This is a genomic window from Faecalibacterium sp. AM43-5AT, assembly GCF_003603345.1.
In the GTDB taxonomy this organism is placed as follows: Bacteria; Bacillota; Clostridia; order Oscillospirales; family Ruminococcaceae; genus Faecalibacterium; species Faecalibacterium taiwanense.
Map to the genome: position 1 here is coordinate 62,771 of NZ_QVGZ01000007.1, position 21,356 is coordinate 84,126.

19 protein-coding genes and 2 tRNA genes are annotated in these 21,356 nt (G+C 56.5%); 14 read left to right on the top strand and 7 right to left on the bottom strand.

Features of this window, described 5'->3' with window-relative positions:
* The first annotated feature begins 100 nt into the window (after positions 1 to 100).
* The 5 genes from DW937_RS09590 (at position 101) to DW937_RS09610 (ending at position 6,475) form a co-directional block, all read left to right on the top strand.
* Positions 101 to 177 (top strand) — tRNA-Asn (locus DW937_RS09590).
* Positions 178 to 636: 459 nt separating this feature from the next.
* On the top strand, positions 637 to 2,967 hold the full coding sequence (locus DW937_RS09595) for a peptidase domain-containing ABC transporter (protein WP_120120782.1): 2,331 nt from the start codon (positions 637 to 639) through the stop codon (positions 2,965 to 2,967).
* 365 nt (positions 2,968 to 3,332) lie between these two features.
* Complete coding sequence (locus DW937_RS09600) at positions 3,333 to 3,782, top strand: hypothetical protein (RefSeq protein ID WP_097777610.1); 450 nt, start codon at positions 3,333 to 3,335, stop codon at positions 3,780 to 3,782.
* Between the two features lie 2 nt (positions 3,783 to 3,784).
* Complete coding sequence (locus tag DW937_RS09605; RefSeq protein WP_097777609.1) at positions 3,785 to 4,897, top strand: HlyD family efflux transporter periplasmic adaptor subunit; 1,113 nt, start codon at positions 3,785 to 3,787, stop codon at positions 4,895 to 4,897.
* 57 nt (positions 4,898 to 4,954) lie between these two features.
* Positions 4,955 to 6,475, top strand: a complete 1,521-nt coding sequence (locus tag DW937_RS09610; protein ID WP_120120783.1) for an Ig-like domain-containing protein — start codon at positions 4,955 to 4,957, stop codon at positions 6,473 to 6,475.
* Positions 6,476 to 6,738: 263 nt separating this feature from the next.
* On the opposite strand, the gene DW937_RS09615 is transcribed toward DW937_RS09610, so the two are convergent.
* Positions 6,739 to 8,172 (bottom strand): radical SAM protein, encoded by a 1,434-nt coding sequence (locus tag DW937_RS09615; RefSeq protein WP_118526039.1) that lies wholly within the window; start codon positions 8,170 to 8,172, stop codon positions 6,739 to 6,741.
* Positions 8,173 to 8,332: 160 nt separating this feature from the next.
* A complete protein-coding gene (locus tag DW937_RS09620) occupies positions 8,333 to 8,914 on the bottom strand; it encodes a TetR-like C-terminal domain-containing protein (protein ID WP_118526041.1) in 582 nt (193 codons plus the stop codon).
* A 335-nt stretch (positions 8,915 to 9,249) separates the two neighbouring features.
* Between DW937_RS09620 and proC the strand changes: the two genes are divergently transcribed.
* From proC to DW937_RS09640, 4 genes are all read left to right on the top strand, one after another.
* Complete coding sequence (proC, locus tag DW937_RS09625) at positions 9,250 to 10,056, top strand: pyrroline-5-carboxylate reductase (RefSeq protein WP_120120784.1); 807 nt, start codon at positions 9,250 to 9,252, stop codon at positions 10,054 to 10,056.
* A gap of 7 nt (positions 10,057 to 10,063) precedes the next feature.
* Entirely contained in the window at positions 10,064 to 10,840 is a 777-nt protein-coding gene (gene proB / locus DW937_RS09630; RefSeq protein WP_120120785.1) for a glutamate 5-kinase, read from the top strand.
* A 4-nt stretch (positions 10,841 to 10,844) separates the two neighbouring features.
* Positions 10,845 to 12,107 carry a glutamate-5-semialdehyde dehydrogenase gene (locus DW937_RS09635; RefSeq protein ID WP_120120786.1) on the top strand — a complete coding sequence of 421 codons (1,263 nt, stop codon included), beginning with the start codon at positions 10,845 to 10,847 and terminating at the stop codon, positions 12,105 to 12,107.
* Between the two features lie 436 nt (positions 12,108 to 12,543).
* Positions 12,544 to 12,984: a methylglyoxal synthase gene (locus tag DW937_RS09640; protein ID WP_120120787.1), complete on the top strand. Its 441-nt coding sequence runs from the start codon at positions 12,544 to 12,546 to the stop codon at positions 12,982 to 12,984.
* A 78-nt stretch (positions 12,985 to 13,062) separates the two neighbouring features.
* Here DW937_RS09640 and DW937_RS15055 read toward each other — a convergent pair whose 3' ends face one another.
* From DW937_RS15055 to murD, 5 genes are all read right to left on the bottom strand, one after another.
* The gene (locus tag DW937_RS15055; protein ID WP_207666643.1) at positions 13,063 to 13,215 is read right to left on the bottom strand and encodes a hypothetical protein; all 153 of its coding nucleotides are present in this window, start codon (positions 13,213 to 13,215) and stop codon (positions 13,063 to 13,065) included.
* Positions 13,216 to 13,350 (bottom strand): hypothetical protein, encoded by a 135-nt coding sequence (locus DW937_RS15420; protein ID WP_279221260.1) that lies wholly within the window; start codon positions 13,348 to 13,350, stop codon positions 13,216 to 13,218.
* 14 nt (positions 13,351 to 13,364) lie between these two features.
* A complete protein-coding gene (locus DW937_RS09650) occupies positions 13,365 to 14,627 on the bottom strand; it encodes a methionine gamma-lyase family protein (protein WP_120020283.1) in 1,263 nt (420 codons plus the stop codon).
* A gap of 194 nt (positions 14,628 to 14,821) precedes the next feature.
* The gene (locus tag DW937_RS09655; protein WP_243111458.1) at positions 14,822 to 15,529 is read right to left on the bottom strand and encodes a GNAT family N-acetyltransferase; all 708 of its coding nucleotides are present in this window, start codon (positions 15,527 to 15,529) and stop codon (positions 14,822 to 14,824) included.
* A gap of 62 nt (positions 15,530 to 15,591) precedes the next feature.
* Positions 15,592 to 16,995, bottom strand: a complete 1,404-nt coding sequence (murD, locus tag DW937_RS09660) for a UDP-N-acetylmuramoyl-L-alanine--D-glutamate ligase (RefSeq protein ID WP_097777600.1) — start codon at positions 16,993 to 16,995, stop codon at positions 15,592 to 15,594.
* Between the two features lie 256 nt (positions 16,996 to 17,251).
* On the opposite strand from murD, the gene DW937_RS09665 reads away from it, so the two are divergent.
* From DW937_RS09665 to DW937_RS09685, 5 genes are all read left to right on the top strand, one after another.
* Entirely contained in the window at positions 17,252 to 18,823 is a 1,572-nt protein-coding gene (locus tag DW937_RS09665) for an ABC transporter substrate-binding protein (RefSeq protein WP_120120789.1), read from the top strand.
* 55 nt (positions 18,824 to 18,878) lie between these two features.
* Positions 18,879 to 18,954: transfer RNA gene (locus DW937_RS09670), tRNA-Gly, on the top strand.
* Between the two features lie 81 nt (positions 18,955 to 19,035).
* Entirely contained in the window at positions 19,036 to 19,413 is a 378-nt protein-coding gene (locus tag DW937_RS09675) for a hypothetical protein (protein WP_097775348.1), read from the top strand.
* A 3-nt stretch (positions 19,414 to 19,416) separates the two neighbouring features.
* Complete coding sequence (locus DW937_RS09680; protein WP_120120790.1) at positions 19,417 to 20,331, top strand: DnaD domain protein; 915 nt, start codon at positions 19,417 to 19,419, stop codon at positions 20,329 to 20,331.
* Positions 20,332 to 20,340: 9 nt separating this feature from the next.
* On the top strand, positions 20,341 to 21,318 hold the full coding sequence (locus DW937_RS09685; protein ID WP_120120791.1) for an ATP-binding protein: 978 nt from the start codon (positions 20,341 to 20,343) through the stop codon (positions 21,316 to 21,318).
* Positions 21,319 to 21,356 lie beyond the last annotated feature (38 nt).

Here is a 21,356-nt window from a genome sequence, read left to right on the forward strand (position 1 = left end):
GACGGTTTTGTTTTGCCAAAAATGATCCATTTTTTAAAAAAGGGCTTGCAAAAGGCATTCTTATGCGGTATAATATCTCTTGCAGTCACAAATGTGATCTGCCTCTTTAGCTCAGTCGGTTAGAGCACCTGACTGTTAATCAGGGTGTCGCCTGTTCGAGTCAGGCAAGAGGCGCCAGAAGAAAAGGCAATGTTCCACAGAACATTGCCTTTTTTGTTTGTCCCATACTACACCCTTTTTCTGTACAGCCATGCAGTCGTGTTTCTCCTCTGTTTTTGGGCTTCTCTGTCCCAAAAACATAGCATTCATGCGAAAAAAGCATCAAGCATAATGATTTCTTAAAATTTGACTACTTGAAGAAGATGTCACATTGTGGTATACTGCTTATAAGCTTTGGGAATTTGTATCTGTTTTTCCAAAGTCCGGCACACAGATCAAAGGGTAGGTGCTCCCTTCTTTTGATAGCAGCCGACCGGTGTTTTGTCATGGTTCTCCGCAGGACAGGACAAAGCACCGGCCTCTGTGCTGCTGTTTCAGGCTCCGGCTCTTTTCACGTTGTCAGATCTGCGGCAAGCCGCTTCTTCAAAACGCCTGCCGCTGTTTGAATAAATTTGTATATGATCAAAGGAAGCATCTATGCGTTATACCTATGTCCGGCAGCATGACACCACTGACTGTGCGGCTGCCTGCCTCGCAATGGTGTGCCTCCATTACAAAAAGGAAGTTACCATCACCCGCCTGCGCGATATGATGGGTACCGACCTGAAAGGCACGAACCTTGTTGGTTTGCAGAAAGCCGCTAATGAGTTGGGTTTCACCACTGCAGCGGTTCGCGTAGACCGTGAAAATTTCCTCAGCGATTTCTCGCTGCCCTGCATTGCGCAGGTCATCACCGATCAGGGTCTGGCCCACTTTGTGGTCGTCTTTAAAAAGACCACCATCAAAGATGACGGTGAGCGTCGTCGGCACATGCTGAAAGAAGCCGAAGCCGCCAAGGAAGATGAGAAGAACGGCAAAAAACACAAGTGCAAGGATTATGTCGTGATCGGCGACCCCGGCAGTGAGCTGAAAAAGATCTCTCTGGATGAGTTCTACAAGAACTTTACCGGTGTTCTGCTGCTGATGAACCCCACCTCGGAGTTCAAGGGCGGTAAGATCGAAAAGGGCGGCATGTTCAAGCGTTACATCGACCTGTTGCTGCCCCAGAAAAAACTCTTTGCCTATGCGATCCTGAGTTCTCTGATCGTTACGATCCTGGGCATCGCCTCCTCCATGTTCAACAAGATCCTGATGGACGAGGTCTTGCCATATGGCTTGGACAATCTGCTGGTCACACTGATCCTTGTGTTCAGCATGGTCAGCATCACCAATACGCTGGTGGGCTTTGTCCGGCAGTGGGTTCTGATCCACCTATCCATCAAGATTGATATTCCGCTGATGCTGGGTTACTTCGGGCATATCTTCCATCTGCCCATGAAGTTCTTTGCCACCCGCAAGACTGGTGATATCACCACCCGTTATTCGGATGCAAACACCATCAAATCCATCTTCACCAGCATTGCGCTGAGTCTGATCATGGATATCTCGATGGCCATTATCACCGGTATCATCCTGTTCCGCATGAATGCGATGCTCTTCTCGATCTCGCTGTTCATGGCTCTGGTCAGCATTCTGCTGGTGCTGATTTACAAGCAGCCTTACAAAAAGATCAACGAAGAGACCATGGTGCAGTCCGCTGCACTGAACAGCCAGATGATCGAAAGCCTGCGCGGCATTGAGACGGTCAAGTGCAACGCCAACGAGGATACCGAAATGGAGAACCTCGAGCGTGAGTACATCAAGAGCCTGAAGATCAGCCTGCGCTCCAGCAAGATCAGCACCACGCAGGGCCTGATTTCCTCCTTCATTTCCACCGGTTTCAGCATGCTGACCACCTATGTGGGTATCAGTCAGGTTCTGAAGGGTGAGATGACACTGGGCGGATTCATGGCCTTCAGCACACTGTCCTCTTACTTTACTTCCCCGCTGAGCAACCTGATCGGTCTGCAGATGCAGATTCAGGAGGCCAGCATTTCCATGAAGCGTCTGGGCGAGATTATGGATTATCCCTCCGAGACGGTCGGCGATGAAGACCGCACCGATCTGGACAAGGTGGAGGGCGATATCGAGTTCAAGGATGTCACTTTCCGTTATGGCAACCGTGCCCCTGCACTGGATCACATCAGCTTTACCATTCCGGCCGGTAAAAAGGTCGCGCTGGTGGGCAGCAGCGGCAGCGGCAAATCCACGATCACCAAGCTTCTGCTCAAGTATTATGAGCCGGAAGATGGCGAGATTGACCTGAACGGTGTGAATCTGGCTGAATACACCAATGACTCTGTCCGCCGCGCAATTTCTTATGTGCCGCAGAACGTTGAGCTGTTCAGCAAGACCATTTATGATAACATCCGCGTTTCCCGTATGGACGCTACGATGGACGAAGTTAAGGAAGCTGCCAAGAAGGCAGATGCTCACGACTTTATCCGTCATCTGCCCCTGCAGTATAACACTTATCTGGAAGAAGCAGGCAACGGCCTGTCCGGCGGTGAAAAGCAGCGCATTGCGCTGGCACGCGCTTTCCTGAAAGATTCCAACCTCTACATTCTGGATGAATCCACCAGTAATCTGGACTTTGCTACGGAAAATCTGATCTTCAACATGATCTACGATCAGCTTGCAGATCGTTCCATGCTGATCGTGGCGCACCGCCTGTCCACCGTTCGTGACTGTGATCTGATCCTTGTGATGGATCACGGCAAGATCGTGGAACGCGGCACCCATGAGGAGCTGCTTGCCAAGGAAGGCAAGTACTACGAGCTGTGGAACATGCAGCAGGGTATCTACCGCAACAAAAAGGCAGAGCCCAAGCAGTCTGTCATGCAGGCCGTGGTGGAAGAGGATGACGACGGTGAGTCGATCACCTATTGATGTGTTGCAGCCGGGTGCATACCCGGTTACATATGAAAGGGAGTAATTCTTGATGGATAGCTTGGTTTGACATAGTTTTGCTGTGTCAGATAAAAAAGAGCTAGAAAGACTTTCTGTTTAGTAGAAGTAGATGGTGTTATCCTGAACAGGCCCTGCCTGCTCAGGTGACTATGCCTCACTATGGTGTGCCCGGAGGCAAAACGCCTCCGGGCACATTTTATTCGCAAGATCCCTATTACTTTTATAAGTAGTAGGCGATCGGGAGCGGAGAGGAAGCTACTCTCTGCAGCGGTTTTCTCCCCTTTCTCGATTGCCTATTACTGCCTCTTCTGAGGTAAATCTGAAAAGGAACCGAGGTATTCAACATGAAAGAGATCAAAGTAGCCGAGAACAAGACCCTGAAGCTCACCAATGTGCTCTCCCGTGAGATCCATCCGGAAGAGATGGCCAGCCTGCCCGTGGTGCTGACCCAGATGCACAACTTTATCAAGAGCAACAACGCACAGCCCATTGGCCCCATCGTGCAGGCCATGGTGGTTGGTGAGGACCGTCAGATGCACCTGTACATGATGCAGCAGGCTACCCAGTTCATCGGCCAGATGGAGCAGGACTACCATATGGATGCCATTCTGCGCGTGAAGAACTGCCTGTATGCCCACTACACCGGCCCCATGCCCGAAAGCCAGCTGGCTTCCTACAAGCTGCAGGTCCACGCTTTTGAGAATGAGCAGAAACTGACCGGCACCTCCTATACCATCTATGTCAATCAGGACGAGGATGATGCCGTGGTCGATGTCTTTATGGAGACCAAGTAATTATGACGATTAAAGTTCAGAACCTTTCGGATCTGCAGGACCGCCGCATCATGATGGAAAAAAAGCTGCCGCCTTATGGCTACGCTTTTGTCATTCTGGTGGGCATCTTCATGCTGTTTCTGGTGGTGTGGAGCACCCATACCAACCGCATTTATGTCAGCCAGAACGCAGGCACCGTGCAGGCCAGCAATAAAACCTATATCATGTCCAGTTATTCCGGCTCCATTACCGAGATGTATATTTCGGAGGGCAGTTATGTGAACGAGGGCGACCTCGTGGCCCACATCAAGAGCACGGATATCGACATGCAGCAGGATAACCTGGAAAGCCAGCTCAAGATCTACCAGACCCAGCTGGACCAGTACAACAAGCTGCTGCAGTGCGTGCAGGATGATACCAACTACTTCAGCGAGACAAACCCCGAAGATCAGCCCTACTACTATCAGTACGAGACCTACAAGAGCCAGGTCTCTCAGAAGACCTTTGATGCCACGGCCTATCAGGCTGCCGGTTACTCCGATGCTCAGATCAAGACCATGATGGAGCAGAGCCAGAGCGAAGTAGAAGCTCTGTACTACTCCACCATGCAGTCCATCTCCCAGAGCATTACCAGCGCACAGAGCAACGTGGACAACATTCAGGCTCAGCTCGATGCCTTGAACACCGGTGCCAACGATTACTACATCTATGCCCCCACCTCCGGTGTGATCCACATGGATACTCCTTACAAAGAGGGCATGGTGCTGAGCGCAGGCTCCCCGCTGGCCACTGTTGCCAGCGAGAACGACGATCTGGAGATCGTTGCCATGGTCACCGTGAATGACCGCCCGCTGCTTCATGTGGGTGACCCCTGCAAGATCGCCATTACCGGCCTTTCGGAGTATTCCTATGGCACCCTGACCGGCACTGTAACGGCCATTGACAGTGACGTGACGGCCAGCTCCAACGCTTCCTACTATAAGATGACCATTAAGCCCGATGCCACTTATGTGGTGAGCCGCAGCGGCGACAAGGTGGATCTTTCCAACGGCATGAGCGTTACTGCCCGTGTGGAGTACGATCAGGTCACCTATTTCGAGTACGCAATGGAAGCCCTGGGCGTTCTGTTCCGCTAAACCGGAGCTGTGCTGACTGCCAGCCGCCGTTATATCACCCAAAGAGGTACACTTACTATGAAATCAACCGCAAAAAAACTGGCCGTCTGTGCGGCAGCGCTCTGCCTGCTGGCCTGCGGCACAGCTGTGTCTGCGGCCGCAGCAAGCCCTGTCTCCGGCCTTGCCCTGAGCGGCGTTGCCATGCCGTGGGATCAGGACGTGCCTGCCGAAAGCATTGAGGCCGGCAGCTATACCGCCAACATGCTGCTGGGTTCCTCTCAGCAGCTGTCTCCTGTGGTGCGTCCGCGCAACTCTACCGACTCGGTTGTCTTTATCTCGGACGATACTTCCATCCTGACCGTGAGCAACTCCGGTGTCGTGCAGGCTGTGGGCGTAGGCACCACCCGCATCACCGCTGCCGCAGGCAACCAGATCTGTGCCTATACCATCGTTGTCTCCATGGATTCTTCCATGATCGTTACCGAGATGGACCTTTCCCTTTCCTCCAACACCATCTATGTTGGCAACTCGGTCTCGGCACAGCTGCAGGTGCGGCCTACTTCGGCTTCCAACTATGCCACCGTCACCCTGACCTCTTCCAATGAGAAGGTCGCCACGGTGAACAATTTCGGCCGTGTTACCGGCATTGCCCCCGGCACCGCCACCATTACCGCTACCTGCGGTTCGGTGACTGCTACCACCAATGTCACGGTCATGAGTATTCCCAACTCCGGCACCGGCACCACCAGCGCTGGTTCTTCCAACAGCGGTCAGGTCGTCACGGTGAATCCTTCCTACGTTGTGCTCAAGCCCGGTGCCACCCGCACCCTGACCGCCAGTGTCAAGCCTTCTTCCGCTTCCCAGAAGTTCACCTATAAGTCCGCCAACAGCAACATTGCCACGGTCAGCCCCAGCGGCGTGATCACGGCTGTGGGCACCGGCGCTACTTCCATTACCGTTTCCAATGGCACTGCATCCGCCATGGTCACGGTCATCGTCAACCGTTCGGCTGCATCTTCTTCCGATAATTCTTCGGACAGCAGCTCCACCGAACCGGATAACGATACTCCCATCGAGATCGATCCCGTTGTGCAGGCCATTCAGGACAGTGAGGACAACGAGATCGTTTTCACACAGGCCGAGGTGCCTACCGTGACCGGTGATATCCTCAATGCGCTGCGCACCACCGGCAAGACCCTGTGCGTGGTGGGCGATGGCTACACCATGCAGATTGCAGGCAGCGGTGTCAAGAGCACCACCAGTGAGCTGGACACCATGCTCATCCTGACTGAGTCCGATCAGGGCATCGAGTTCGAGCTGGACAAGGGCAAGGCTCTTCCCTGCTCGGTGCGCATCGATCTGGATGTGAGCACCTATACCCGCCTGTATCTGTACAACGCCGTCTCCAACAAGTGGCAGTACCTGAACAGCTACACCGACGGCATCATTACTGCCGATACTGCAGGCCGTTATCTGCTGACCAACCAGAACCTGAAATTTGCCAATATCAACTGGACCTTCTTCATTGCCGGTGGTGTTGTAGTGGTTCTGATCGGCATTGCATATGTTGTGCTGAAAAAGCGCTACTGGTTCTGGTAATTTTCAAAACCACTCTTTCATGAAACAGCAAGACCCTCTCTGAGTGTGATATGCTCCCCCTAGAGTAGACAGAGTAAAGCAAAAACTCTGCGTACTCTGGGGGGTATTTTCATGTCAGGAAAGAACAATCACTTTTGCACAAAAAATTCGCCGTCTCCTTGTGGAAACGGCGAACAAAAACTGATATTATTTCTCTGTCTACTTGACGGAGCGCACTTCAATGGAACGCCTGGGCTTTGTTTGCATTATGACGTCTGCCTTCGTTACTTTTCAATGGGCTGCGAGGGCTTCCAGTCCTTGTAGTTCTCGTAGCGGCTCTCGCGGATCTTGGTGTGGGACCAGATCTCGTCCGCCGTGGGCTGCCAGTTGGCTGCATAGTTCTTGCACTTCTCGCACAGGTGCTCCACGCTCTCCGGCGACTGCAGGTCGGTGCTGTGGGCACCGGTCTCGTGCACCATCTTCTGCAGCAGTTCGGGGTTTTCCAGCATCGGGCAGGGACGCAGATGGTTCTTGTTGAAGGGCTGGCCGTTGTGATAAGCCATGAACAGCGGGCTGTGCAGAATTTCCAGAATGCTCTGGTCGTGGATATTGGCATTGGAGTAGTGGATGAACACGCAGGGCTCTGCGTCACCGGCAGAGTTGATGTGGAAGTAGTTGCGTCCGCCGGCAATACAGCCGCCCACAAACTCACCGTCGTTCTGGAAATCCATCGGGTAGAACGGGATATCGCACTCTTCCGAGCGCAGATAGCGGATGCGGTCGATCATATATTTGCGCTGCTCCGGGGTAGGCATCAGTTCCGGTGCTGCCTCGTTGCCCACGGGCATGTAGTGGAAGTAGAAGCCGAAGTGTGCGCCCTTCTCACACAGGAAACGCATGAACTCATCGTTGGTAACAGCTTCGATATTATCGCGGGTGTAGCAGATGGACGTGCCGAACACGATGCCGTGCTCCTTGAGCAGATCCATAGCATGCATAACAGCGGCATAGTGCCCCTCACCGCGGCGGGCATCGTTGGTCTCCGGGGTGCCCTCGATGGACAGCATGAAGGCAATGTTGCCCAGACGCACCACCTCTTTGCAGAAGGGCTCATCGATGAGGGTGGAGTTGGTGTAGATGGCAAACTGCACATCATTGTGCTTCTCGGCCAGCTTGAGGATATCAGCCTTACGCACCAGCGGCTCGCCGCCGGTCAGCATGTACAGGTACACGCCCAGCTCCTTGCCCTCGGTAACGATCTTGTCCATATCCTCAAAGCTGAGGTTGTTCTTGTGGCCATACTCGCCTGCCCAGCAGCCCACGCAGTGCATATTGCAGGCGGAAGTGGGGTCGAACAGGATCAGCCAGGGGATGTTGCACTGGTACTTCACACGGTTCTCGCGGATGGTCTTGGTGCCGCGGAAGAAAGCCTCGTAGCCCAGATTCAGCGCCATGGTGCGGGCCACATTGGGGTCGGTCTGATCCAGCACACAGTTGATGAGCTTGGACCACTTGCTGTCGGGGTCGGTCAGGGTCTGTCTGGCGTGTTCGTAGGCTTCAGCGCTGAACGAACTGCCATAGAACTGCTTTGCGACATCCACCAGTTGTCCCACGGTTTTCTGACGGTCTTTATCGGCATGAGAAAGCACCACGTCCACCATTTTACCAACGGCAGCACGCTGCATTTTATGAGTCAGGCTCTCAACAGAAGTATTCATTATCCTTTTCCTCCAAACGGTATTTTTCGGAGATCTCTTTTTCTATTTCTATGCCATTACTCTACCATTTTATCCCACAAGTTGCCATAAACAGAAAAAGCGCCGTGATAGAAAACCCATCACGGCGCGGATTATGATAAAATTTTGTCGCTCTTCCGGTTCAACCGTCCTGTTCCAGATGGATCTTATTGCTGGCAAGGCGGCATAACGCGCGGCGCAGATCGCCCTGCAGCATCCGTCCCGTACGTTCTACCATCACAGCAGGATCCGTTTTCATATCCCGGCGGATCCATTCCAGCACCACGCCCACCAGCGCATATTTGTAAAAATCCACCACAAACTGCTTGTCATCGTCCTGCACGGTGATGTCGCGGCATTCGCGATCCGCAAATTCCTTCAGCATAGGGTCCAGAAGCTTGTACAGATACTGCTCCACCTGTTCACGACCCACAGAGCGGTATACGTTCAGTACCAGTGCTTTGTTATCCCGGATCTGGTGCAGGATGTCCAGAAATGCTTCGGTCCATGTATCAAAGCTCTGGCGGCCTTCCATCGTCTTGGCCGCATCTTCCATCAGGATCCAATCCACCAGATCGTAAATATCCTTAAAGTGGTAGTAGAAGGTCATGCGGTTCACGCCGCAGTCCTCGGTGATATCGTTGATCGTGATCTTATTGAGGGGCTTTTCCAGCAGCAGCTTTTTCAGCGATGCTTCCAGTGCCCGCTTCGTTGTTTGTGACACAAAAACCTTCCTTTCCCGACCGTAGAAATTTTTCCCGCTGCGTACGGCGATTGGCAGCTTCGTACATTATAATACCGCAAAAGTCGTTCCGATTGCAAGCATTGATTCCGTCCATTTTGTAAACAATGAATGACTTCCTGCGTTTTCACTCCGGCAGTTTCTCGCTTCAAAAGCCGTTTCTCAGCCCCAAACCCCTTCCGGCGGTGCACAATGCCTGCAAAAGCGGCTTCTTCCGGCAAAAAAGCGGAAAAGGCCCTTGATTTTATATTCCTCTACGCTTAGAATGGGAGCAGACGGCTGTGATTGAAGTGCCGTTTTGAGGGAGGGTACAAACTATGATGGATACCATTGGTTTTCTGGGCTGCGGCAACATGGGTGGAGCCATCGCCCGTGCCGTTTGCAAAGCTGTTGACCCTAAGAAGGTTTTTCTGGCAAACCGCACTGCGGCCAAGGCACAGGCACTGGCCAAAGAACTGGGCTGCAAAACAGCCACCAATGCTGAGGTGGCCGGTGACTGCGGCCTGATCTTTCTGGCGGTAAAGCCCCAGATGATGGAAGCTCTGCTCCAGCCGCTCAAGTTCACCTTTGACGAGCGCCCCAGCCGTTTTGTGCTGTGCAGCATGGCAGCGGGCCTTTCGATTGCCCGTATTCAGGAGCTGGCCGGTGAGGACTTTCCTGTGATCCGCATCATGCCCAACACCCCGGCTTCGGTGGGTGAGGGTATGATCCAGTACTGTTCCAGTAATGTCACCGCTGAGGAAGAAGAAGCCTTCCTCAAGATCATGGCTCCTGCGGGCCGTCTGGATGCCGTGCCGGAAAGTCTGATCGATGCCGCCAGCTGCGTTTCCGGCTGCGGCCCGGCATGGGTGTACCAGTTTATTGAGGCTCTGGCCGACGGCGGCGTGGCCTGCGGCCTGCCCCGCGCCAAAGCGCAGGAATATGCCGCGCAGATGGTTCTGGGCAGCGCAAAGCTGGTGCTGGAAAGCGGAAAGCATCCCGGCGAACTCAAGGATGCTGTATGCAGCCCCGGCGGCAGCACCATTCAGGGCGTGCGCGTGCTGGAAGAGCACGGCCTGCGCGGTGCGGTGATGGATGCCGTGATTGCCTCGTACAATAAGACAAAGGAAATGGGAAAGGGTTAAGGATATCATGCGCATCGTTGTAAAAGTAGGCACTTCTACTCTGGCATACGCCACCGGACGGCTGAACATCCGCCACACGGAACAGCTGGTCAAGGTGCTCAGCGACCTGAAAAACGAGGGCCATGAGGTCATTCTGGTGTCCTCCGGTGCCATTGGCATGGGCGTGGGCAAGCTCTCACTGCCAACCCGCCCAAAGGACACCACCACCAAGCAGGCCTGCGCCGCTGTGGGCCAGTGTGAGCTGATGTACACCTACGACCGGCTGTTCAACGCCTACAATCACACCGTGGCGCAGATCTTGCTCACCGGCGTGGACGTGGAGCACACCGAACGCCGCGTGAACTTTCAGAACACTCTGTCCCGCCTGCTGGAGCTGGGTGCCCTGCCCATCATCAACGAAAACGACACCGTTGCCACCGATGAGATCACCTCCATTGGCGACAACGACACGCTGGCGGCCATCGTGGCCTGCTGCGCCAAGGCTGACCTGTTGGTGCTTCTGAGTGACATTGACGGCCTGTACACCGCCAATCCCCACACCCACACGGATGCAAAACTCATCCCTCTGGTGGAGGAGATCACCCCCGAGGTGATGGCTCTGGCCGATGGTGCCGGTTCGGCCCTTGGCACCGGCGGCATGGCCACCAAGCTGCGCGCCGCCCGCATGGTAACGGGCAGCGGTGCCGACATGGTCATTGCCAACGGCGCACACCCGGAGCTTTTGTACGACATTGCCGCAGGCAAGCCCGCAGGCACCCGCTTTGCGGCCCGCAAGGAGGACTGAACACATGACCACACAGGAAATTCTGGAAGCCGCCCGCAGCGCCAAAAGTGCCCTTGCGCTGGCCGATAACACCGCCCGCAACGCGGCCCTGCTGGGCATGGTGGATGCGCTGTGCAGCGCAGACGATCAGGCGGCCATCCTTGCCGCCAACGCTGAGGACATGGCTGCTGCCAAAGGGCACATCAGCGATGTGATGCTGGACCGTCTGGCCCTGACCGCACCGCGCATTGAAGCCATGGCGCAGGGCATCCGCGAGGTTGCCGCTCTGCCCGACCCGGTGGGCCGGGTGCTGAACCGGGTGGAGCGCCCCAACGGGCTTGTCATTGAAAAGACGGCTGTGCCCATGGGCGTGATCGCCATTATCTACGAGAGCCGCCCCAATGTGACCAGCGATGCCGCTGCCCTTGCCATCAAAAGCGGCAACGCCTGCATCCTGCGCTGCGGCAAGGAGGCCTGGCGCAGTGCCAACGCCATCGTCACCGTTCTGCGGCAGGGCCTGAAAAAGGCCGGTCTGCCCGAGACTTCGGTCTGCCTGATCGAGGACACCACACACGCTTCTGCCAACGCTCTGATGACCGCTGTAGGCTATGTGGATCTGCTGATCCCGCGCGGCGGTGCCGGGCTGATCCGTGCCTGCGTTCAGAACGCCAAGGTCCCCTGCATCCAGACCGGCACCGGCATCTGCCATGTGTACGTAGACGACACCGCCGATCTGGACAAAGCTCTGGACATCATCGAGAACGCAAAAGCCAGCCGCCCCAGCGTGTGCAACGCCGAGGAGGTGTGCCTTGTGCACTCTGCCATTGCCGGGGAGTTTCTTCCCCGTCTGGCCCAGCGCCTTGGCCCGAACCGCGCGGCAAAGGGCCTGCACCCGGTGGAGCTGCGGCTGGATAAGCGCGCAGCCGCCATCATCTCCGGCACCCCTGCCGGAGAAAAGGACTTTGACACCGAATTTCTGGACTACATCCTCGCGGTCAAGGTCGTGGACAGCGTGGAGGAGGCCATCGGGCATATTGCTGAGCACTCCACCGGCCACAGCGAAGCCATCCTGACCCAGACACAGGCCCATGCCGACCTGTTCACTGCCGCAGTGGACAGCGCCGCCGTGTATGTGAACTGTTCCACCCGCTTTACGGATGGCGGTGAATTCGGTCTTGGGTGCGAAATGGGCATTTCCACCCAGAAACTCCACGCCCGTGGCCCCATGGGACTGGCCGAGCTGTGCAGCTACAAGTATATCATCCACGGCAATGGTCAGATCCGCTAAAGCCCGCTAAGCCCATCTTTCCAGTTCGGAAATCGGGAGTGAGCGTTTTCTCCATAATATTCATAATTTAGAAACGAAACTGAAAAGCTTTTTCCGAAACAGGCTGGTGCGATTTGCGCCAGCCTGTATTTTTGTTTTATTCCCGTGGAATGTTCTTTCAATAAAGACAAAAAGCTGAATTATGTTTTCAATCTGCCTTTCCTATTCGCTCACTGATATAGATGATTGTATCCCAGTTTTCTCCAATTCATACAAAGCAATAATCTCACTTTCTCTATTTTATCTGGTAAAAAGTATAAAAAACTCTTGACAAGCACGGTTTTGTTGCGGTAAAACTATATTGGAAATTTTGATAACGATTTCACGGTGTTTCATTTTCCGTCTATGAATTGTTCGCCGTATACAGTACTATACTGACAGCAAAGGAGAGAGTACTATGACGATTGCCATTCTTGCACACGATTCCCGCAAAGAACTTGCACTGCAGTTCTGCACTGCTTACAGCGCCATTTTGTCCAAAAACACAGTCATTGCTACCGGTACCACCGGACGGATGCTGGCGCAGACTACCGGCCTGCCCGTGCACTGTTATCTCTCCGGGCGCTTGGGCGGTGTGCAGCAGATCACTTCCCGCATTGCGTGCAACGAAGTGGATCTGGTGTTGTTCTTCCGTGACCCGCTGAAAGCGGATGCCGCCAGCATCACCGAGCAGAATCTGCTCCGCCTGTGCGATATGCACAGCGTACCCATTGCCACCAACATTGCCACCGCCGAGGTCTTGCTGCGCGGTATGGATCAGGGCGACCTGGACTACCGCGAGGGGATGCATCCCGCTCTTGTGGAGCCAATGCCCACCGTGCAGCGCCACGCCGTGTGATGAATCGTGTATAGAGTATCGGGAAAGAGACAACGCCGCAGGAAACTTCCTGCGGCGTTGTTGTTTTTTGTTTTGCTTTTATTTCAGGAAAGCCTGCAGCTTTTCCAGCCGGCGGACGGCTTCGTCCAGCACATCGGTGCCGCGGGCAAAGTGCATCCGGATCAGGTGGTTCACCGGCTCCCGGAAGAAGCTGGAGCCAGGCACAGCGGCCACGCCCACTTCCCGGATCATTCACTCACAGAACTGCAGATCGGTCCAGCCCTTGAACTGGGGCAGCGCCAGAAAATCGGAAAAATCGATCATCATAAAATAGGTGCCCTGCGGAACATTGTGCTTCAGCCCCACACGGTCACTTAGAACAGGCATGTACTCTCCTCTTTTTAGTCCTTAAAATAAGCCTTCTGGATGGCCAGCAGCACGCCTGCACGGCTGGCAGCAAAGTTCAGACCGCCCTGCAGGTAGCAGGTATACGGCTCACGCAGCGGGCCGTCGCAGGAAAGCTCGATGGTGCTGCCCTGTGTAAAGCTGCCGCTTGCCATGACCACCTCGTCGGTATAGCCCGGCTCCGGAGAAGGTTCCGGGGCGGCATAGCTGTCCACGGGGCTTGCAGCCTGAATGCCCTGACAGAAGCCGATGAGCGCATCCGCAGTGCCTGCATCAAAGCAGGTGACGATGTCGTTATGGTCGTCGCAGTAGCGCGGCACTGGATTCTTGCCCAGCAGCTCCAGCATACACTGGGCGTAAATGGCGGTCTTGATGGCCTCGCACACCACGCCGGGCGCATAGTAGAAGCCCAGATACATATCACGGGGCGTTTCCAGCGTGCAGCCCAGATCCTTGCCGAGACCGGGCGCATTCAGGCGGTAAGCGCACAGCTCCACAAGGTCTTTGCGGCCCGCAATGTAGCCGCCGGTGGGAGCGATGCCGCCGCCGGGGTTCTTGATCAGGCTGCCCACCACAAGGTCTGCGCCCATCTGACAGGGTTCCTGCGTCTGGGTGAACTCGCCGTAGCAGTTATCCACAAAAATAATGATGTCCGGGTTTGCGGCGCGGGCGGTATCCGCAATTTTTCGGATCGTTTCCAGATCAAAGGCATTGCGCTGCAGATAGCCGCGGCTGCGCTGGATGTGGCACACCTTTGCACCGGGGGCCTTTTGGGCGATCAGGTCATAATTCGGGGTGAAGTCGGCTTTCAGCGGAGCTTCATCGTACCGGATGCCGTAATCCATCAGGGTGCCGGTGCCCCTGCCCTTGCCGTCCAGACCGATCACGCCTTCCAGCGTATCGTAGGGGCGGCCGGTGGCAGCCAGCAGGATATCCCCTGCCCGCAGCAGGCCGAACAGCGCCACAGCCAGCGTGTGGGTGCCGCTCTGGAACTGACTGCGCACGAGAGCATCCTCTGCGCCCATCACCTCGGCAAAGATCTGCTCCAGCTTTGCGCGGCCGGTATCCCACAGGCCGTAGCCGGTGGTGCCCAGCATATCGGTGGAGGACATCTGGGTATCCGCAAAGGCTTTCAGCATTTTGAGCTGGTTAAAATCGCGGATCTCCTCCATATGGCGGAAGTAGGGCTGGCACAGCTCCATAGCCTTTTCGTCCAGCGCCAGAACTTCGGGTTTGTAATTGAAAAAGTGGTTCAACATTGACATTATAACGGTTCCTTAATTTTATAGATTTTATAGAGCGCAGGCTTTCTGTCGGAATGACTCCTTCAGCCGCACTTTGTGCGCCAGCTCCCTCAGGGAGGGAGCTCCTGACGAAACCAGAACGTTTCACTTATGCAGAAAGCTTTTCCGTCCTGCCAAAGGCTCCCTCATTGAGGGAGCTGGCAAAACCGTCAGGTTTTGACTGAAGGAGTTTGTTCATATCTTGCATATTCCCCCAGCTTTTCAAAGCCAAGCCGGGTATAAAAGTGCACCCGCTCCGGGCTGCAGAGAAACACCGGGTGCTCCCCTTTGGCGGCAAGCTCGTTCGCCATCTGCACAATGAGCCGCCCGCCGATGCCCTTGCCCCGCAAAGGCTGGGCTGTCTGCCCGCAGGCCATGTAGGCCTGCCTGTTCGCAAGGGCATAGGCCCCTACCGTGCAGATCGTTTCACTTCCCTGCCGCAGCGCCCACACAAGGGCTTTGCCGCGGGTGCGCTTTGTGCAAAGTTCGGAGTAAAAGTCCTCCTGCTTTGCCGTATCCGCCGGGTAGAGCGCCCGTGCCACATCCATGGCAGAGGGTTCTCTGTCAAGGGTCAGTCCGGCCCAGAGCGTCTCGTCTACAGCGGGCAGCGGCAGAGCCTTGCCGGGTGCAAGGCCGAATACGGTCAGCGTTTCAGCTTTGCACCACCCGGCAGGCGGTGGGCATTCGTTTTCGTCTAAAATGATGCTCTCACCCCCGCAGAAAGCCAGAAAGCTGGCCAGCTCTTCCGGGTTTGCGTGCCCTGCTGCCCATGCGGTGCTGCCGCTGAGTTCCAGCGCCAGTGTAGGCCCTGCATAGAATCGCCACGGCTGGCTTTTGCTAAAAAGGGCAAGATCCAGCGGCAGGGTCGCTCCCAGCACCCATTTCCCCCGGCAGGCATTTAAAAAGCGGGCGCGGTGGGCTTTTGTGCTGACCTGCGCGATCACTTCAGCTCGTTGACGATCTTCTTGAACTCGCGGCCGCGCACCTCAAAGTTGGGGTACAGGTCAAACGATGCGCTGGCCGGGGACAGGATGATGATGTCACCGGGCTTTGCGCAGGCACGGGCCAGCTCCACAGCGTGCTGCATGTTGTCGGCGTGCTGGATGGGCAGCTCTGCTTCGTTGAAGTTCGGGTCCTCGCGCACAGCCTTTTCGATGCGGGGGCCGGTGGCACCCATCAGCACAAGGTTCTTCACGTGGGCCACCACTTCCGGTGCCAGCGGCTCATAGGGAATGTGCTTGTCGTAGCCGCCAGCGATCAGAATGACCTTCTGGTTAAAGCTGCGCAGACCGGCAATGGTGCGCGTCGGGCTGGTGCCGATGGAGTCGTTGTAGTACAGCACGCCGTCCAGCGTGCGCACCGGCTCAATGCGGTGCTCCACACCGGTAAAGGTGCTGCCCACCTTCTGGATGGCTTCCACGGGCACCTCGCCCCACACGGCAGCGGCAGCAGCCAGCAGGTTTTCAATGTTGTGCAGGCCGCGCAGCTTCACGTCCTTCTGGGCCAGGAAGGGGGTCACAACGCCATCCTCGGCCATGCAGAGCATGTTGTCCTCCTTGCGCAGGAAGGCACCGTTGTCGGTATCGTGCAGGCGGGTGAACCACACCTGCTTGCCCTTGCAGTCGGACTGCATGGAACGGCTGATCTCGTTCTCATAGCCCAGCACAGCGCGGCAGGGCTGCTTCTGGTACAGCAGGATGTTGCGCTTGGCATCAATGTACTCCTGCATGTCCTTGTGGTGGTCCAGATGGTTGGGGGTAACATTGGTCACCACGGCAATGTTGGGGCTGGAATGCATGCTGATGAGCTGGAAGCTGGAAAGCTCCACCACAGCCACATCCTCGGGAGCCACCTCGGGCAGCATGGGCAGCAGAGCTGCGCCGATGTTGCCGCCCAGATGCACCTTGCGGCCTGCGGCCTCGTAGAACTTGGAGATCAGGGTGGTGGTGGTGGTCTTGCCGTCGGAGCCGGTCACGGCTACGATCTCGCAGGGGCAGAAGTCGAAGAACAACTCCACCTCACTGGTGACCATGGTGCCTGCGGCCATGGCATCCTGCAGGGGCTTTTCAAAGTAGCCCACAAAGCCCGGGGTGCGCATGATGATATCCTGACCCTTGAAGCCATCCAGATAGTTTTCGCCCAGGCTCAGGTCGATGCCCAGCTCCTTGATGGTGGCAGCGTAATCGCCAAAGTCCTCCACGCTCTTTTTCTGGTCGCACAGGGTCACATGGGCACCCAGCTCCACAAACTCCTTGATCAGGGTCTTGTGGCTGACACCGGCACCAATAAAGGCCACTTTTTTGCCTTTGATGAGTTCCATCAGTTTCTGCTGATCCTTCTGCATAAAAACAGTTCCTCCTCCATAATATCGTATTCAGAACGCACCTCAAAACGGGTGCAGAGATGTTTCGCTGTACCATTATAGTCCATTTAGCCGCAATTGGCAACGGAAAAACGCCCTTTTTGCCCCAAAAAGCAAGGTAAATTCACAATTCTGCAATTGTATTTTGCCGCTGTTTCTGCTACACTTGTCGAAGCAGAGTACTTTTTGTATACAAGAAGCCTTTTTTCCGCAAATACCATAGAATGAGGTCATCCCCTTGAAACAGTTCTTCCGTATTACCGCAGCAGTGCTTGCTGCTGCGTTCCTGCTTGCGCTCACCGGCTGCGGCAGCAGTTCCAGTGCGCCAAGCTTTACATGGTTCGTGGATACCATTCCCGCAAACCTCGACCCGCAGGTGGCTTCTGCTGCCCCGGACGTGATCGCCTGCGAGAACCTTTACAGCGGGCTTGTCCGCAAAAAAGCGGATGGCGAGATCGTGCCCGATCTGTCCGAGAGCTGGACGATTTCCTCCGATGGCAAGACCTACACCTTCCAGATCAAGGACGGCCTGACCTACAAGGCCGTCAAGGGCGCTTCCACGGATCACACCATCACTGCCGAGGACTTTGTGTTTGCATTCCGGCGCATATTCCAGCCGCAGACAAATTCCCCTTATGCCGTGGAGTTTGCCGCCCTTGAGAACAGTGCTGCCGTGCTGGCTGGCACAGCCGATGCCAGCACGCTGGGCGTTTCGGCCGCCGGCCCGCTGACGCTGGTGTTCCGCCTGAGTGAAAAGGACGACAACTTCCTTGCCAAGCTCACCCTGCCCGGTGCCATGCCCTGCGATGAAGCATTTTTTGAGAGCACCCGCGGCACCTACGGCCTGACCGCCAAGACCACCCTTTCCAGCGGCAGCTTCTATCTTTACAACTGGACGGCCAGCGGCCTGTTCCTGCGCCGGGATGTCTCCTCCCCCATGATCGGCAGTCTGCGTCTGGTGCAGAACACCGGCAGCACCGGCAAGAGCGCCGCCCAGCTCATTGCAGACGAAAAATGCTCCGCCGCGCTGGACGACACCGGCGAGGATACCTCGCTGCAGTCGGTGGCTTACTCCGACACCACCTGGGCACTGCTGTTCAACAGCGCCGAAGGTTCTGTGTTTTCCGATCAGGAACTGCGGCAGGCGCTTGCCGGCATCGCCCGGGAGAATGTGGATGTACCCTCTTCCGGTCTGTACACCGCTGCCGAGGGTCTTGTGCCCACCGGCCTTTCCGTGGACGGCATCGATTACCGCAAGTCTGCCAGGAACCCGCTGCCCACCATCACCGACCCCCGTACATTGTACCTGAATGCACGGCAGGGCATGGCCAGCTCGGATTTTTCCGGCGTGACCATCCTGCTGCCGAAGGAAGCCGGCCTGACCGAACTGGCCGAGCAGATCAACGGCGCATGGCAGAAGGACTGCTCCCTTTTCTTCTCGGTGGAAGAGGTTCCGCAGGAGGAGTTCGACAAACGCCTTGCAGCGGGCAGCTACACCATTGCGCTGGCTCCCATCCGCGCCGAAGGCGGCAGCGTATACCAGATGCTGCAGCAGTTCACGGCCGAGGGCGGCGGCCTGACCGGCTGGTCCGACCCCATCTACTCTCAGCGTCTGGCCGAGAGTGCCCAGCAGACCGGCAGCACCCGCTGTGCCCTGCTGGCCGATTGTGAGCGCCAGCTGCTGGAAGGCTGCGCCGTGGTGCCGCTGCTGGGCCAGAACAGGCGTCTGCTGGTGGCGGACGGCATCACCGGCCTTGTGTTCGACCCCTTCACGCCGGTGCTGGACCTGACCGATGCCCAGAAAAACTGACATTCTCCGGCCCTTGACAATCCCGTCCCTCTTTGCTACAATAAATGAGCAACTTGCAGGGTTAGCTCATCCGGTAGAGCGGCTGCTTCCCAAGCAGCAGGCGGCGGGTTCGGGTCCCGTACCCTGCTCCAAAAACAAACGGCAAACCGTGGAATATCGGTTTGCCGTTTTTGCTTACAGCCGCTCCCTGCAAAACACGAAAGGACTCTGCCATGATCTTTGTTCCCCTGCTGCATTACTTCAAATGCAAAAATTCCTACAGCGGCAACGAATACGGCCTGCGATACCGGATGATCCCCGGCAAGCGCACCGTGCCGGACCCGGACGGCGGCGAGGGTGCCGCAAAAGAGGAAAGTATCCTCACCGTGGACTACTGGCCGGACCCCTGGACCATTGAAAAGACCGACCCTGCCCTGCGTGTGCAGAAGGTGTTTCCGCTCACCGACGAGGGCCGGGAGGCCACAGCCGCCTTTTTGCAGGACGCGTTCAATGCCGATCCTGACCGCTGGAAAAACTGCCCCAGCATGATGGACAGCGACCCGTGGGAGCCGCCTGCTGCCGAAGCCGAGCCGGACAAGCCGAAGGAATAAAACATGATCTATCGTTTAAAAGAACTCAAGGGCGATACCATTGCAGTGCCGCAGCTGGTGTTTTCCAAACTGGGCATCGCCGAAGAATACAATGTGCGCGTGGCTCTGTATGTGCTGGCGACCGGCATCACCGACCCGGACAAGATCTGTGCCGACCTCAAGCTACGCAGCCGCATCAGCGCCGAGAGCGCCCTCTCCTTCTGGGCAGGCGCTGGCCTGCTGGAGCGGTACGAAGAGAACGGCGCACCGGGCGAGGAACCCAGCGCCCCCGCACCCATGACCTGGGCCGAGATCGCTGCGGCCAGCCGCACCGACCCCATGATCTCCAGCCTGATCGACTGCGCACAGACCGGCTTTGCCCGTCCGCTGACCCACAGGGAGATGGAAAAGCTGGTCAACCTTTATATGCAGGAGGGCTTTGCGCCGGAGACCGTGATGCTGTGCACCGCCTACGTTGCCAGCACCGGCCGTAGCACCATGGCCGCCGTAGTGCATGAGCTGAAGGTGTGGCGCACCGAGGGCGTGGAGACCGGTGAGCAGGCCGATGCCCACCTCAAACTGCTGGCACTGCGCCAGAGCCGCGAGCAGTATGTCAGCGGCCTTCTGAACATCCCGGAAAGCGAGCTGACCCTTGGCGGGCGCAAGGCCATTGCACGCTGGTACGAGGTTTACGGCTACGACGATGCCATGGTGCAGGAAGCTGCCGTGCAGGCCGGGGCCAAGCGCGACCTGTGGTACTGGAACAGTATCCTCAAAACATGGAACGCCAAGGGCCTGCGCACCGTGCACGATGTGCGCAGCCCGGTGGCCATTGCGGGTGCCAGCCGAAACCTCCGGGTAGACCGCGAAGCCCCCAGCGGCAACGATTTTCTCAAGAACGCTGCCCGCCGCCGTCCGTTGAAAAAGAAGCCGGAATAAGGAGGAGCCATGCGTACCAAAAACGAACTGTATCAGGAAGCCATGCGCACCGTGGCCGCCCGGCGGCAGATGGCCAGAGCCAGAGCCGAGGATGCCCGCGCCGAAGCCGAAGCCGCCATTCCCGCCCTGCGCCATGCAGAAGAAGAGGTGCGGGTGCGGGGCATCCGCTGCGCACTGGCCGGTGCTGCGGGCAAGGACCGCACCGAAGCTGCCGCCGCCCTTGCCGATGCAAAGCAGAAGCTGACCGCCCTGCTGGCACAAGGCGGACGACCCGCTGATGCACTGGAGCCGCGCTTTGTCTGCCCCAAATGTCAGGACACCGGCAGCGTGAATGGCCGCACCTGTGAGTGCGTGCACAAGGTGATGCAGCAGCTGCGCCGCAAGGAGATCGAAGCGCTGTCCAGCCTGTCCATTGCAAGCTTTGACACCATGGAGCTGCGCTATTACCCGAACCGTGCCGATGAAAAGGTGGGCGGTTCCATCCGCCCTTACATGGCCGATATGCTGGCAGACCTGCGCAGCTACGCGGAAGAGTTTGACCACCACAGCGAGAGCCTGATGCTGTTTGGCAATGCGGGCCTTGGCAAGACCCATGCGGCCCTTGCCATTGCGGGCATCGTGCTGGAAAAGGGCTACGATGTGATCTATGTTTCCAGCCCGGACTTTTTCTCCAAGCTGGAAGGGCTGCACTTTGGTGCAGACCCGGCAGGCGAGGAGGAAACGCTGATGCAGACCGCTGCCGGGGCCGACCTGCTCATTCTGGATGATCTTGGCTCGGAGTTCAACTCCGCCTTCCTCATCAGCAGTCTGTACAGTCTGCTCAACAACCGGCTGGGTGCAAAGCTGCCCACCATCGTCACCACCAACATCACTGACGGTGCTCTGCTGGAAAAGCTGTATACCGAAAAAATTTCCAGCCGCCTTTCTGCCTTTGTCCCCTGCCTTTTTGCAGGCGATGACATCCGCACACAGAAAGCAGCTGAATAAAACAAACGGCAATGCAAATGCATTGCCGTTTGTTTTAT

Coding starts and splice junctions, on each gene's coding strand:
- DW937_RS09595 (WP_120120782.1), top strand. CDS start 637: ATGCGTTATACCTATGTCCGGCAGCATGACACCACTGACTGTGCGGCT.
- DW937_RS09600 (WP_097777610.1), top strand. CDS start 3,333: ATGAAAGAGATCAAAGTAGCCGAGAACAAGACCCTGAAGCTCACCAAT.
- DW937_RS09605 (WP_097777609.1), top strand. CDS start 3,785: ATGACGATTAAAGTTCAGAACCTTTCGGATCTGCAGGACCGCCGCATC.
- DW937_RS09610 (WP_120120783.1), top strand. CDS start 4,955: ATGAAATCAACCGCAAAAAAACTGGCCGTCTGTGCGGCAGCGCTCTGC.
- DW937_RS09615 (WP_118526039.1), bottom strand. CDS start 8,172: ATGAATACTTCTGTTGAGAGCCTGACTCATAAAATGCAGCGTGCTGCC.
- proC (WP_120120784.1), top strand. CDS start 9,250: ATGATGGATACCATTGGTTTTCTGGGCTGCGGCAACATGGGTGGAGCC.
- proB (WP_120120785.1), top strand. CDS start 10,064: ATGCGCATCGTTGTAAAAGTAGGCACTTCTACTCTGGCATACGCCACC.
- DW937_RS09635 (WP_120120786.1), top strand. CDS start 10,845: ATGACCACACAGGAAATTCTGGAAGCCGCCCGCAGCGCCAAAAGTGCC.
- DW937_RS09640 (WP_120120787.1), top strand. CDS start 12,544: ATGACGATTGCCATTCTTGCACACGATTCCCGCAAAGAACTTGCACTG.
- DW937_RS15055 (WP_207666643.1), bottom strand. CDS start 13,215: ATGATCCGGGAAGTGGGCGTGGCCGCTGTGCCTGGCTCCAGCTTCTTC.
- DW937_RS15420 (WP_279221260.1), bottom strand. CDS start 13,350: ATGCCTGTTCTAAGTGACCGTGTGGGGCTGAAGCACAATGTTCCGCAG.
- DW937_RS09650 (WP_120020283.1), bottom strand. CDS start 14,627: ATGTTGAACCACTTTTTCAATTACAAACCCGAAGTTCTGGCGCTGGAC.
- murD (WP_097777600.1), bottom strand. CDS start 16,995: ATGCAGAAGGATCAGCAGAAACTGATGGAACTCATCAAAGGCAAAAAA.
- DW937_RS09675 (WP_097775348.1), top strand. CDS start 19,036: ATGATCTTTGTTCCCCTGCTGCATTACTTCAAATGCAAAAATTCCTAC.
- DW937_RS09680 (WP_120120790.1), top strand. CDS start 19,417: ATGATCTATCGTTTAAAAGAACTCAAGGGCGATACCATTGCAGTGCCG.
- DW937_RS09685 (WP_120120791.1), top strand. CDS start 20,341: ATGCGTACCAAAAACGAACTGTATCAGGAAGCCATGCGCACCGTGGCC.